The organism is Microcystis aeruginosa LEGE 91341 (assembly GCF_015206885.1).
In the GTDB taxonomy this organism is placed as follows: domain Bacteria; phylum Cyanobacteriota; class Cyanobacteriia; order Cyanobacteriales; family Microcystaceae; genus Microcystis; species Microcystis aeruginosa_H.
The window spans coordinates 1-13,861 of the sequence record NZ_JADEXY010000018.1; the positions used below are offsets into that span (position 1 = coordinate 1).

The following is a 13,861-nucleotide window of genomic DNA, read 5'->3' on the forward strand; positions in this document are numbered from 1 at the left end:
GGGTAGAACCCCCCAAAGGCTTGGATTGAGTAATAAAATCGGAAGTAATGCCCGATTTTAGCCGAGAGTGTCCCCGTAAAAATCCCAACTTGGTAGATTTGCAAAAATGAGATGCACCCCTCCTTACTCCTCACCTAACGGAAGATTTTTGATTTTTGCAAGAGGTCTATTTTTAGACCAATCAGGGTGAGTTATCCTGCCTGAAAACACCCCCTGAAATGATCATAACGACAAATTAATAATAACTGCCGGATTTGCGATGATGGATGGCGGTTAAACCCTGGTGTAAAACCTTGCCTTTTTCTGCGATCGCATAAAGCAGCCAATGATCACCGCACTCCATTCGTTGTTCCACCCGACATTCCAGATAAGCGAGCGCTTCGGCCAGAATCGGCCCACCGTTCTCAGCTTTAGTGGTTTCGATATTAGCGAAACGATCTTCTCCTGGAGTAAAAGGTTTAAGAAAATGCTTCATTAAAGCCAAATGTTGACCTTCTTGGAGGATATTAAGGACAAAAGGCGTACCGGTATAAAGCAGAGACTCGATCGCTCGTTCTTTCGCCACGGCAATAGTCAATCCGGGGGGTGTGAACGTCGCTTGTGACACCCAAGAGGCTAACATGGCGCCGCGCAATTCTCCCAATTCGCAGGTGACGATACAGAGAGAACCCACCAAACGGCCCAGAGCCTGCGATCGCCGATCGCTTTGGGATTGGTTAACATTAGTTTTCGGTTGTCTGCTTTTGCGAGCTTTTTTGACTGCTTGAGCGAAATCGGTTCCCGCTTCCTCACAGGTCTTTAAAATTGCCTCCGTGGGTTTAAATTTAACCCGAATTGGCTCAAAACCGAAGCGATAACCACCATCCCGGAATTTACCTTCTAAAATATCGACCGCTTCCCCACTCCAACCGTAGGAGCCAAAAACTCCCACCAGCTTGCTTTTATCGCCATTTGCTAGGGTAATCCCCAAGGCAGTTTGGATGGGAGTCGGTGCGTGTCCTCCCAAAGTGGGGGAACCAAAGATAAAACCGACACTTTTTTCGATCGCCGTTTTGATCTCGTCCGGTTCAGCGGACTCGGCATTAATCGCCGTCACTGCTACTCCCGCTTTCGTGATCCCCATGGCGATCGCTTGAGCGAGGGTGGCGGTGTTGCCGTAGGCACTAGCATAAATCAGGGCGATTGTCAACTCTTGGGACTTTTGTACTGCTAACCATTGTTGATAGGAAAGGGTCAATTCGTGCATCGCGTAACGCACCAGAGGACCGTGACCAACAGCATAAAATAAGGGCGATTTAGCGGCTAATTTCTCCAAAGCGTTGCTAATTTGGCTGGCATAGGGAGCCATGAGACAATCAAAATAATAACGCCGATCTTCGTTATAAACGCTCCAACCCTCATCAAAAATTTGGTCGCCACAAACGTGCGCTCCGAACAATTTATCGGTGTAGAGAATATCGGTTTTACTGTCGTAGGTACAGAGTTGATCGGGAAATCTGGGGTTAGGAGTGGGGATAAATTCTAATTGATGGTTTGCTCCTAAATTTAATATTTCTTCCCCCTTGACAACCAACAGATTTAATGCTTCGGTTTCGAGAATTTTTTTCAGGGAAATTGCCCCCGGATTGGAACAAACAAAAGTGACTTGAGGCGCGATTTCTAAAAGTGCCTTGAGGGTGACGGCACGATTGGGGTTAACGTGACCGAGAATAATATAATCAATAGTTTTCGGATCGATTCTTTTAGTTAAAGCCTCTAAAAATATGGACGAAAATGATTCCCCTGGCGGATCAAAAAGAGCGACCTTTTCACCTTTAATCAGATAACTATTGGCCGTAGTTCCCTTTTGTAATCCGTATTCGATCTCGAATTTTAACCGGTCCCAAGTGCGGGAACGAAAGACAAAAGTATCCACGGCAATCGGTGCTACTTGTACATCTCTCGGTTTGACAATTGCATTATTCATAATCTTAGTTACCAGTTATCAGTTAAGTAGTAAATTAGTTAAGCGGCAACTTGAGGCTGTCATCATTTTTTACTAGGCAAGTTTGGCATCAAAGTCAACACTTGATTTTTGACTAAATACAGCCTTTTATCGCTGGGGACGAGTGGGAAAATTTACAGGTTATCTTGCCAGCCAGAAGGACATCAATATCTAAAGTACACCATCTCCGGGAAGAAACCTAGCTTCTAGCAATTTGTTCGCGGGTAAGGATACCCCTCTGGGGGGATTTGCCAGTCTATTGAGAAATTCTAAAGGGAAGGTGATCCCCAGAAGGGAAGTGCTAGTCTGAGGGAAACCCTGCTCTTTCCCTATCAGGCAAAGTTTTTATGAGCCATCAGCACTCGTCTTTTGACTGCACTAGCGCCAATTTTGAGAAAGCCGCTTTGAGTCATTTTCGCACTCTTGTGGCTTTTTTACCGGACAATTGCCGTGTTTACCGACAAACTTGGGAATTTTCTACGGTTCTCTGTCTCGATTTTCTAGCCTGTTTGCAGGGACTAGCAATCACTCATCAAAATTTCGCCCATCTAGTTAATGTGACACAAGAACTGGGTTTAGGTCAAGCAATTATTTTGAAAGTAGGCAATAAAATCGTTGAGTGGCATCGTTTAACAGTCTAGAAAAAAATCGTCTCTCTCTGTTATTTCTGTCTCTGTGGTTTATAACTACCTCTTGCCTATCCTAACCAAGAAGTTAATTTTATCCTATCTAAAACTGTTTAAGTTTAGAAAAAGCTCCGATAATTTGACCGAGGCTAATACCACCATCATTAGTGGGAACAGTTTGCTGCCAGTAGGGTTGAAATCCCGAAGCTTGTAGGCGATTAATTGTTCTTTCCGTCAGATAACGATTTTGAAAACAGCCTCCCGTCAGCAGAATTTTTTCTCTACCTATTTTCTGAGCAATTTCTACAATAATCTCACATAAACTATTATGAAATTTAGCGGCAATTATGCCGATTTGTCCTTGTTTTTCTAAATCCTCAACAACTCCTAAAATTATCTGATTCCAATCAATAACTATGGGGGAGTCGGCGGACAAAGAAAAATGATAATATTCCTCCGTTTTAATGCTCTCAAGGGCAAATTCTAGCTGCATTGCTGCCTGTCCCTCAAAACTTAATTGATAACATAAACCTAGAATCGCCGCCACACCATCAAACAAACGCCCGACACTAGAAGTTAAAGGACAATTAATTTTTTTTGTTAACATTTGCCTAAAAATAGACCATTCCTGTTCACTAAAAGCTGATTTTATCCTATCGGTATTTTCCATAACTTCTAGTAATCCTAAAGCCACTCGTCTGGGTTCTTTAACCGCTTTTTCTCCTCCGGGTAATGGCCAGGGTTTAAAATGGGCGACTCGCTGCCAAGAATCGGCAGTGATATGGATAAATTCTCCCCCCCAAATTGTGCCGTCTAAACCGTATCCTGTTCCATCCCAAGCAACCCCTAAAACTGGAGGTTGTAGCTGATGTTCTGCCATGCAGGATAAAACGTGAGCGTAATGGTGTTGAATGGGAATAACGGGTAAATTTAAGCTATAAGCATACTTCGTCGCTAGATATTCAGGATGAGCATCACAGGCAATAATTTCGGGTGCAAAATCGTATAATTTTTTTAAACTATCGAGGATATTTTCAAAATGATTAACAGCATTAACTGTATCTAAATCGCCGATATGTTGACTGATAAAAACTTGATTTTTTTGGTAGATAGCCACGGTATTTTTAAAATAACTTCCCACGGCCAAAATCGGGGGAAAATCTCCCTCATTAACTTTAACGGGAAAGGGAGCATATCCCCGCGCTCGCCGCAAAATCATCGCTTTTCCTGCCATTTCCCTGATAATAGAGTCATCCACTGGTCGAACTATGGGACGATTGTGAACTAGAAATAAATCGGCGATGGTTCCTAATTTTTCTAAAGCTTCTTTTTCCTCAATACAGATAGGTTCATCGGCTAGATTACCACTGGTTGCTACAATAGGAAAGCCTAATTCTGCTAATAAAAGATGGTGTAGGGGAGTATAGGGTAACATGACTCCTAGATAGGGATTACCCGGAGAAACCGAAGGAGAAAGATAATTTTTTCTTTGTTTAATCAGGACAATTGCCGATGCAGGAGACTGCAATAATTGCGATTCTAAAGAAGATACATAACCATGTTTTTTCACTAACTCAAGATTAGGATACATCACGGCAAAAGGTTTATCCAGTCGCTGTTTACGTTGTCGCAATTTTTGCACTGCTTCCGTATTTCTTGCATCGACAACTAGGTGAAATCCTCCTAACCCTTTGATCGCTATAATTTTTCCCTGTTTAATTGCTCTAGCAGTGGCGATTAAAGCTTGATATTTTTCCGCTAATACAGTTCCTTGACTGTCTAAAAGACTGATTTGGGGTCCGCAACGAGGACAGGCATTCGGTTGGGCATGAAAACGGCGATCTAGAGGGTTTTCGTATTCCCTTTGACATTCGGGACACTGATTAAAACCCCTCATAGTTGTGGCACTGCGATCATAGGGTAAACTCTCGATAATACTGTAGCGAGGGCCGCAGTTAGTGCAGTTAGTAAAAGGATAGCGATAACGACGATTATTCGGGTCAAAAATATCGGCTAAACAATCGGGACAAGTGGCTAAATCCGGCAGAACAATTGTATTTTTTTCACCGCCGATGCTCTGGCGTATGCTAAAGTTTTGATAACCGACAGGATTTAACCATTGAGTCTCAATATTTTCAATTAGCGATCGAGGGGGTTTTTCTAAAGATAATCGAGTCAAAAAAGTTTCTAGTTTTTCTTGATCGCCCTCGACTTCAATAAAAACTCCGGCTGCTGTATTATTCACCCAACCAGTTAGGTTTAATTCCGTTGCTAATCGATAAACAAAAGGACGAAAACCGACCCCTTGTACTGCTCCGCGCACAATTAAAGCTAATCGCTGATCGGATTGACTGTTCTGATTATTCATAAATAATTTAACGGAGAAATCATCAAATCTATCCCTGATTACTTTTCCCGTTATACTAAACTTTCACTAATCACCTGACAGCATTCTTCCACACTTGCCCTTTTTTCCATAGCTATCACTAAAGCTTGATAGGCAGTCTGTTGTTTTTCTAAAAGAGTTTTTGCCTGTAATAAACTCCAGCGCTCTTTTTGAGCATAATTATTCTCAGGAACCCCCGCTAATTTTAAGGCCGATTGCAGATAAAATCGATCACTTTCTCCCCCTGTCGCTTTACCATAAACTAAGGTTTCGGCAGCAATTCCCGCCATCCACACCGTAGAAATTCGCTCTAAAAAAGCGGGAAAATCGGTAAAGTTCTTGACTTTTTGCTCTAAATCTGCTAGGTCAAATTGAACACCGCCGACTCCCTCCTGGCCTTGACGAAAGGCTTCCCAAGCGGTCAAACTATAACTGGCGATCGGAATACCCAAAATATAAGCGGTGAGAAAATGTCCAGCTTCGTGGTAGATAACTCTTTGACGGTGTTTACTGGGAGAAAGAGCATCCAGTAGTAAAGTCACGCCCCGGTTATTAAAGGTGAGAGTATCGACGGTAACTAATCCCAAGAGGCTAAAAGTAGCCAAAGCGGGGACAAAAGGCGAAATAGACAGCAAAGGAGTGACAAATACGGAAAGAGTGATCGAAAAAACGGTAATCGCGATCAGATTTAAGGCTGTCTGTTCCATAAAAATTAATAAAAATATACAAATGCTTAATACTATGTTACATGGACTAGTTTTATTTTCCCCGAATCAACCAACCAATTACCCCACCCACAAAAGCAGTCACAATCGATATACCGATCTGTTTCCAGTTTTTTACTTCCCCAATTTTTTCGGCTAAATCGGGAATTTTTCCCACGGATGCCTCTATGAGTTGCACTCTTTCATTTAAACCCGTGATTTTTGCGTCTAAAGTCCTGATTTCTCCCTTGATTTCCGTCTGTCCTATCTCTAGGACTTGAATTTCTCTTTTGATCTCTCCGATGCTATTCTCGATCGCTTTTTGTCCACTCTCCAGAGAGGTTAAACGAGTTTCGATCGCTTTTTGTCCACTCTCCAGAGAGGTTAAACGAGTTTCGATCGCTTTTTGTCCACTCTCCAAAGAGGTTAAACGAGTTTCGATCGCTTTTTGTCCACTCTCCAAAGAGGTTAAACGAGTTTCGATCGCTTTTTGTCCATTGATAATCAAATCTTCTAACCTTTTTAGGTCATTTTCCGTAAAAGCCGTCATCAGCTAAACTCCTAATAGATTAATTTTTTCTCGTCTTGAGATTAAATCGATCGTTGACTAACTTAATTATGGAGTCAAAATCAAGCTGTTACCCATTGATAGTTCTAGGTTCGACACAGCAATAGGGATTTAGGGTGATCGGGAAATTTCCGCTAAATCCCCCACTTCCCCACTTCCCCACTTCCCCTTTAACATAAATAAATATTATCGTTTTCCTGTATGGATAACTTTTATTGATGAATATTGATCGCACTATCCAAGAGGCAATAGGGATTTAGGGTAATAGACAAATTTCCCCCACTTCCCCCATCTCCCCACTGATAATTCATAATTCATAATTTATAATTCATAATTCCCCATCTCCCCTTTACCATAAATAAATATTATTGTTTTCCTCTATGGATAACTTTTATTGATGAATATTGATCGCACTATCCAAGAGGCAATAGGGATTTAGGGTGATCGGGAAATTTCCGCTAAATCCCCCACTTCCCCACTTCCCTACTCCTGTCTCCTGTCTCCTGTCTTCTAAATTCTGCTGTATTGTTTCTGCTCATGAATATCGATCGCACTATCCAACTAGCTCATCAATTAGCGGACGCTTCTGGAGAGATTATCCGGCGCTATTTTCGGCAGCCTCATCTAGAAACCGAAACCAAACTCGATCAAGTTTCCTCAATAGTAACAATCGCCGATCAAGAAGCTGAGGAGGCGATGGTGGCGATTATTCGGCGAGAATTGCCTGAAGATGGCGTTATTAGGGAAGAAGGAGCCAATATTCCCTCCGAAAGTGGTCGTTATTGGGTATTGGATCCGATCGATGGCACATCCTCTTTTGTCAAGGGATTACCGATTTTTGGGACTTTAATCGGCCTAGTGGCAGAAAATCAACCGATTTTAGGAATTGTCGATCAACCGATTTTAGGCGATCGCTGGTTAGGAGTGAAGGGAAAAGCGAGTCTTTATAATAACCAGATGATTGTTAATCCCTACTGTCAAGATCGAGAACTTGCCTTAAAAAATGCCTGTTTAGCCTCCACCACTCCCTTAATGTTTATCACAGAACGACAGCAAGCGATCGCTCGTCAGATGCAAAGCGTCTGTAAACGCACCGCTTTTGGGGGTGATTGTTATAACTATATGATGTTAGCCACTGGCTGCACTGCCATGCCGATGGTAATCCTGGAATCAGACCTGAAATACTACGATTTTTGCGCTTTAATCCCGATTATTGAAGGTGCGGGCGGAATAATTAGCGATTGGTCGGGTAATCCCCTACAAACTGATTCTAGCGAAGTTTTAGCCGTCTCTAATTCGGGTTTATGGGAGCAGGTTTTAGAACAAATCAGCAGAGTGGGTTAGTGCCAATACTAAGATAATTAATCAACAGCTAACCCACCCCTGCGACAATTAAACGGTGGCTAATTGAGGTTGGGGACGTTTGCTGTTACGGATACCTTCGATCGCCGCTGCGTAATCAGGGGCATTAAATACCGCCGAACCTGCTACGATCGCATTAGCACCCGCTTCGAGAACTTGCCAAGTATTAGCCGGTTTTAAGCCGCCATCCACTTCAATCCAGGGATCCAAGCCTTTTTCATCGCAGATTTGACGTAATTGACGGATTTTGGGGACAACTTCCGGGATAAAACTCTGGCCACCAAAACCGGGGTTAACGCTCATAATTAGGACTAAATCGCACAAATGCAGCACATATTCGATTAAATCTAAGGGAGTGGAGGGATTTAATACCACACCCGCTTGTTTACCGAGTTCGCGAATTTGGCAAAGAGTACGATGGAGGTGGGGAGAAGCATTATGTTCAGCGTGAACAGAAATAATGTCAGCACCCGCTTTCGCAAAGTCAGCCACATATTTTTCCGGTTCCACGATCATTAAATGCACATCTAAAGGTTTTTTCGTATAGGGACGAATAGCGGAGACAATCAGGGGTCCAATGGTGATATTCGGGACAAAACGACCATCCATCACATCAACGTGAATCCAATCGGCTCCTGCCTTATCCACAGCCTCGATATCGGCTCCTAATTTACTAAAATCCGCCGATAGGATCGAGGGAGAGACAATGATCGACTTCGAGCTTCCGTTTTGGGTCATGGCTAACTATAGAATTTCGTGTTTATATTTTCGTAACAATCTTATCAGCAATCAGTGATCAGTGATCAGTAATCAGTGATCAGTAATCAGGAGTCAGGAGACTCCGAGACAGGAGACAGCTTTTTTCTTCTATCTCCCCAATTCATAATTCATAATTCATAATTTATAATTCATAATTCCCACTCCCCCCCTCCGCATCCGGCATAGAAGCATAGGTATATGTAATTGTCAATCTAGATTTACGAACTTTTTTGTCGAAACTGGATCATAAACTTTAAAAATAGGCATGATGGGAATAGTTGAGATCGAGGGGGTGGAAAGATGGATAAACTGGTGGCTTTGTGGTTATATAGCGTTTCTGATTCACAAGAGGTACATTCCCGATCCTGAACAGCTTAATCAGCAAAGGTTTAAGTGTGCCGCACAGGTGCGAGAACCGCTATATATACTTGGCTATCTCAGGAATTCACGCTACCCTAGGTTTCGGGTTCTTTACATTTTGTTACTTACCATCCGTAAGAAAACTTAGTTCGCTTACCTTATTTTCTCAAAAAAGAATCTTAAAAAAGTGTTAAGGTTTTATAATTGGGGAGTGTTATCAGGAGGAAAATTGTGTTTAAACGACTTGCAGAACAGCATCGCCAACTGGTCAAAGACTTAGTCATGGATTTACAGGCTTTAGCGATCGCACTAGAAAATCAAGGTTATCTAGCATCCTGCTACACCTGTGGCGGTCAACTGAATAGCGCATCTTTTATGGTGGGATTGGGTGAAACCCATCTAATTCGGTTTCTCGTGTCCGATTACGGCATCACCTGGACAGAAATGCGCGATGATCGAGAGTTAATGAAACTCGAAGGCGCGGAAGCCATCAGCCAACTACAAGAATTAGCCAATCTGATTAAATATCAAATTCCGCCGGCGGAATTTGTTGACAAAAAACCCTCCTCAGTGCTGCAACGGTTAGAGACGGTTTAACCAGAGATGTGACCTAAACTTGTATGTTTAGGGAACTTTTTTCCCTAAACTTTCAGCCAACTGTTAGCTAGATAGGCCATTCGTTTCATCTCTTTTCGTCCCCGGGAGACGGAATCGAGGATCATGCCAGAGGTCAAACTTAAAAAGGCTAAAAGCATGATCGAGGCCGATAAAATAGCGGTGGGAAAACGTGGTACTAAGCCAGTTTCGAGGTATTCAAATAGGACGGGAATCGCTAAGAGGAGGGAAATAACCGCCAAAATTAGCGAGACAAGGCTAAAAAAGAGAAAAGGACGAATTTCTTTAAAAAGTAGGATAGCGGTTCCCAATACCCGCCAGCCATCTTGAAAGGTTTTTAACTTACTTTGGGAACCCTCGGGACGTTCCCCGTAGAGGGTTGGTTCTTCAGCGAAGGGAATTTTTAATTCTAAAGCGTGGATAGTTAACTCGGTTTCAATCTCGAAACCATTGGACAAAGCGGGAAAAGATTTGACGAAACGACGAGAAAAGACACGATAACCGGAGAGCATATCGATTAAACGCGCTCCAAACAGAAATTTAACGAATCCCGTTAAAAATAGATTACCGGCGCGATGACCCGGACGATAAGCCTGGGAGGATTTTACCGCTTCCCGACGCGCACCGACAACCATATCTAACTGTTCCTGCAGCATTCGTTCAATTAAGCGACGTACTGCCGCAATTTCGTAGGTATCATCACCATCGATGAGAATATAGATATCCGCTTCGATATCGGCAAACATCCGCCGGACAACATTGCCTTTTCCCGGTTGGGTTTCCTGACGCACGATCGCCCCCGCTTTCAGGGCCTCGGTCACGGTATCATCGCTAGAGCGGTTGTTATAGACATAAATTGCCGCTTCTGGTAAAAAAGTTTGGAATTGGGAGACAACTTTAGCGATCGTTAGTTCTTCGTTGTGACAGGGAATAATCGCAGCGATACGGTAGTTTTGCAAGGAAATCGGCGGAATAGCGGTCATTTCGATCATGGCTAACGACAACGTTTAATGATGGTTAGGGGGGTGTCCTGGCGTTGGACGGCGTGAACAATGGGACAATGGGGGAAAGCTTGGAAATAATCGTATCGGGATAAACCCATGTAATAATCGGGGTCGGGAGCTTTTCCCCAAGCAAAGTCATCTCGATAGATCATCGTAAAGTTTCGTTGGTGATTCTCTACCATTTCCGCCGCAAACATCGGACCGGCAACGACAATGGTAGAGTTAGCGCCGGCATTTTGATTAAGCCATTCCATCCCCTCCTTGAGACTTAATCCCCAGTAATCGGTTTCCTGTTGACCTTGGACCACTTTTAAGCCTCCGTAGGCGCGATTATAGTAGGTGTATTCGTAGGGATGCAGGCTAATCATGTCATAGACAATGACGCTAAAGTTGAGGATTAGCAGGGTCGTTAGAAAGATTTTTATTGACTTTCGCTTGAGTTTATGATATGTCCAAATAATGGCCGTAGATGCGATCGCTGCTAGGGCGGGAATGACAAATAAAAAGTGACGGATGCCGTCGTAGAGAGTGGATTGACGCAGTATAGCAACGGTAGGCAGTAAAAACGCTTGCATTAGGGTGATTATGGCGCAAGCACGCTGGCTTGGCGTTAATTTGGTCATTTTTGTCAAAATCCAAATTACACCGACGATTGTGGCGATTTGCAGGAGGACGGGGGTAGTGAGGGAAAATAGCCGGGGTAGATAGTACCAAGGCAGGGAACGACCGGGGATATTTTGACCGTTAAAGAGAACCGTATTATCCCAGATGTTATACTTTGACATGAGGGTTATCGCTTCGATAAACCAAGTAATCGGGTTTCTCCAAGCGGCGGGATGGACAATATAGGTGGTTATTGCCCAAAAAAGTATAATAACTGCGTATAGGGGCAGAAAACGCCAGACGGTTTTGGGAAGGGTTTTGATATCCCAACGGGCCACTAGATGAGCGAAGATGAGATAAAAGAGGATAAAAAAGCCACCGATGCGAATTCCGGTGATTAAACCAGCAAGAATCCCGTAGAGGCAAGAATAAACGGTTAAACGGTTAAATCCTAGTTTAATAGCCTGATTTTCGGACTGAAAATATTTATCCAGCAATAGGGAACCAGCGAAGGTTCCGAGGGTGAACATGGCTGCAAAGGGGATATCTTTGGGATTAAAGAAGCTATGACCCCAAAAAGCGGGAAATAGGGCTAAAATTAGCGCACCTAACCAAGCGGATTCGATTCCTGCTAGGATAGCGACGATTCCCACCACCGATAGATAGGTAATCAGGGAAAAAAGAAAGGTGACGACGTGCTTAACCCGGGTTATTTGCCAGATCCTCGATAGCCATTTATCCTTATCAGTGGGATTGGGGGGAAGATTGGGGGTAGCAGGGAAAGATTTTTCTTTGGTTTCGTAGATGAGTTGGGAGATATAGTTAAAATAAAAGCCGTAATGACGGGACATTTCTGATATGGGCTTGTTTTCTCGGATATATTCGAGATTATGATTGACCATATCCACTTCGATCGGTTCGTCCCAAGTGATACCATAGTTTCCGACTACCGATAAACCAATTATCGCCAGAACTAGGATGACCGATAGAATTTTTAGATAAGCTTGCTTGACTGAGATTAACCCTTTTCTAGACTTCATTGGCGATCGAGTCAGCATGGTGGGCAATTTTATCACCTTAGTATATCAAAATTTGGTCAACTTGCCGAAAGACGTTTTTGGGAGTTAAAAGTTTCTGTTTGTATTTGTTACTCAAACATGGTATATCAAGTAAAAAGCTATCAGCTAAAAGGCCGACTCGTCCCAGAGCTACTAATTAGTCTAATGGCACAAAAACTGGTTATTTTTCTCGTCAAATTCACCAGAATTATTGATTAAATTATGGCATTATTAAAACGGTTCAACCTGACTCATCCCCTCCTCTGGGCAGTAGTTTATTTTATCGCACTAGGAATTATCTCAGTTATCTTAGGTCAAGATGTTAGCTGGGATTTACGCAATTATCATTTTTATAATCCCTATATGTTGTTAACGGGACGTTTTAAGTATGATGTCCTCCCAGCACAGATACAAACTTTCTTTAATCCTTTGATGGATGTTCCTTTTTTCGTTGCTATCCATTACCTAAAACTACCTCCTGTGGTGGTCGGTTTTTTCTTGGGAGGTTTCCATGGATTAAATCAGTGGTTAGTTCATTTAATCACTTATCACTCCTTCGATAAAGTTTCCGAAAGATACAAGATAACTTTAAGCGTAGCAGCAGCAATTACCAGTATTTTTGGGGCAGCATTTCTATCAGAGTTGGGAACCAGTATCGGTGATAGTACCAGCAGTGTTTTTGTTTTGGCAGGATTATTTTTAATTATTGCTTGTCTTGGTCGTAATCAACCAGTTAAGCTTAAAACTATAATTTTCGCAGGATTGCTTTTAGGACTAGCAACAGGACTAAAATTGACCACGGCACTGTATAGTATCAGTTTAATCGTGGCGATTAGTTTTTTAACCAATACCATCAGGGAAAAGCTGCGTAATCTTCTGACCTTGATTCTATCTATGGCTGTGGGATTTTCCCTGACGATGGGTTATTGGATAATCCTGATGTGGACTAATTTTGCTAATCCCCTTTTTCCCTTTTTTAACAAAATTTTTCAATCTCCCTACATCGAAACGGATTTTAACCTGCAAGATGCACGCTTTTTACCGAAAGATGTTTGGCAATTTTTATTTTATCCCTTTTATTTTGTGCAGGAACAAACCCTAGTGGCTGAGGTAAAATTTAAAGAGACTCGTTTTTCTATTGCCTATGTTTTAATTGTTATTCTTCTGGGAGTGATTATTTATCAGTACACCTCTCGCCGTTCTCTAGAGCAAAAAAATAATTTAGTCCATTTGCCCATTCTCGGATTTTTATTACCTTTTTATTGCAGTGCCTATCTGATCTGGTTAAAGGGTTTTTCTATCTATCGTTACTTGATGGTTTTAGAGTTAATCACACCAGTTTTAATTATCCTGATTATTGCCTATATTTATCCTCATAAAAGGACAGTTTTTATAATCTCTATCGCTATTTTTACCTTAATTGCTGCTACAGTAAAACCCTTAGACTGGTGGAGAATGGGATGGTCAGATAATTATTTTGGTATCGATAGTCAAGCATTAAAACCCTACGAAAATTCCACGATTGTTATGTGGGGAGATGAAGGAACGGGTTATCTAGTTCCCCATTTTCCCGCTTCGACTCGTTTTGTGCGATTGCGAGGAAATATGGGAGTCAGTGAGGGAACTTTAATGCGAAAAAATGCCGAGACATTTATTGCTAATACTCCCCCAGAATCTCTCTACATTCTTCAGACAGACTTTAATAAAAAATCCCCTGATATAGTGGAGGATTTAGCCAAGGAAAATCTCGTTATTGACTTCCAAAGTTGTCAACCCTTTCCCAGTAAAATTGAAAAGTATCATCTCTGTCGTCTTCAGAAGAAGTAATTCTC

General features: G+C 42.3%; 11 protein-coding genes. 4 read left to right on the forward strand and 7 right to left on the reverse strand.

From position 1 onward, the window contains the following. Positions 1–235: 235 nt before the first annotated feature. Positions 236–1,966, reverse strand: coding sequence for a diflavin flavoprotein (locus tag IQ234_RS04695; protein ID WP_193956217.1), 1,731 nt, complete (start codon positions 1,964–1,966; stop codon positions 236–238). A 365-nt stretch (positions 1,967–2,331) separates the two neighbouring features. On the opposite strand from IQ234_RS04695, the gene IQ234_RS04700 reads away from it, so the two are divergent. Further along, positions 2,332–2,625 carry a hypothetical protein gene (locus tag IQ234_RS04700; protein ID WP_193956218.1) on the forward strand — a complete coding sequence of 98 codons (294 nt, stop codon included), beginning with the start codon at positions 2,332–2,334 and terminating at the stop codon, positions 2,623–2,625. 88 nt (positions 2,626–2,713) lie between these two features. Here the strand turns inward: IQ234_RS04700 and hypF are convergent, their stop codons facing one another. The 3 genes from hypF to IQ234_RS04715 are packed head-to-tail and all read right to left on the reverse strand — an operon-like array spanning position 2,714 to position 6,250. Further along, positions 2,714–4,978 carry a carbamoyltransferase HypF gene (gene hypF, locus IQ234_RS04705; protein ID WP_193956219.1) on the reverse strand — a complete coding sequence of 755 codons (2,265 nt, stop codon included), beginning with the start codon at positions 4,976–4,978 and terminating at the stop codon, positions 2,714–2,716. Positions 4,979–5,028: 50 nt separating this feature from the next. Then, positions 5,029–5,703 carry an ATP-dependent Zn protease gene (locus tag IQ234_RS04710; protein WP_193956220.1) on the reverse strand — a complete coding sequence of 225 codons (675 nt, stop codon included), beginning with the start codon at positions 5,701–5,703 and terminating at the stop codon, positions 5,029–5,031. Positions 5,704–5,755: 52 nt separating this feature from the next. After that, on the reverse strand, positions 5,756–6,250 hold the full coding sequence (locus tag IQ234_RS04715; protein ID WP_193956221.1) for a hypothetical protein: 495 nt from the start codon (positions 6,248–6,250) through the stop codon (positions 5,756–5,758). Between the two features lie 555 nt (positions 6,251–6,805). Between IQ234_RS04715 and hisN the strand changes: the two genes are divergently transcribed. Continuing rightward, positions 6,806–7,612, forward strand: a complete 807-nt coding sequence (hisN, locus tag IQ234_RS04720) for a histidinol-phosphatase (protein ID WP_193956222.1) — start codon at positions 6,806–6,808, stop codon at positions 7,610–7,612. A gap of 48 nt (positions 7,613–7,660) precedes the next feature. On the opposite strand, the gene rpe is transcribed toward hisN, so the two are convergent. Next, a complete protein-coding gene (gene rpe, locus IQ234_RS04725) occupies positions 7,661–8,368 on the reverse strand; it encodes a ribulose-phosphate 3-epimerase (RefSeq protein ID WP_193956223.1) in 708 nt (235 codons plus the stop codon). A 612-nt stretch (positions 8,369–8,980) separates the two neighbouring features. Between rpe and IQ234_RS04730 the strand changes: the two genes are divergently transcribed. Continuing rightward, positions 8,981–9,346, forward strand: a complete 366-nt coding sequence (locus tag IQ234_RS04730; protein ID WP_110578522.1) for a DUF1815 family protein — start codon at positions 8,981–8,983, stop codon at positions 9,344–9,346. 44 nt (positions 9,347–9,390) lie between these two features. On the opposite strand, the gene IQ234_RS04735 is transcribed toward IQ234_RS04730, so the two are convergent. Then, positions 9,391–10,356, reverse strand: a complete 966-nt coding sequence (locus IQ234_RS04735) for a glycosyltransferase family 2 protein (RefSeq protein WP_193956224.1) — start codon at positions 10,354–10,356, stop codon at positions 9,391–9,393. Positions 10,357–10,358: 2 nt separating this feature from the next. Further along, the gene (locus IQ234_RS04740; RefSeq protein ID WP_193956225.1) at positions 10,359–12,011 is read right to left on the reverse strand and encodes an ArnT family glycosyltransferase; all 1,653 of its coding nucleotides are present in this window, start codon (positions 12,009–12,011) and stop codon (positions 10,359–10,361) included. A gap of 240 nt (positions 12,012–12,251) precedes the next feature. Between IQ234_RS04740 and IQ234_RS04745 the strand changes: the two genes are divergently transcribed. Next, entirely contained in the window at positions 12,252–13,856 is a 1,605-nt protein-coding gene (locus tag IQ234_RS04745) for a glycosyltransferase 87 family protein (RefSeq protein WP_193956226.1), read from the forward strand. The last annotated feature ends 5 nt before the right edge of the window (positions 13,857–13,861 follow it).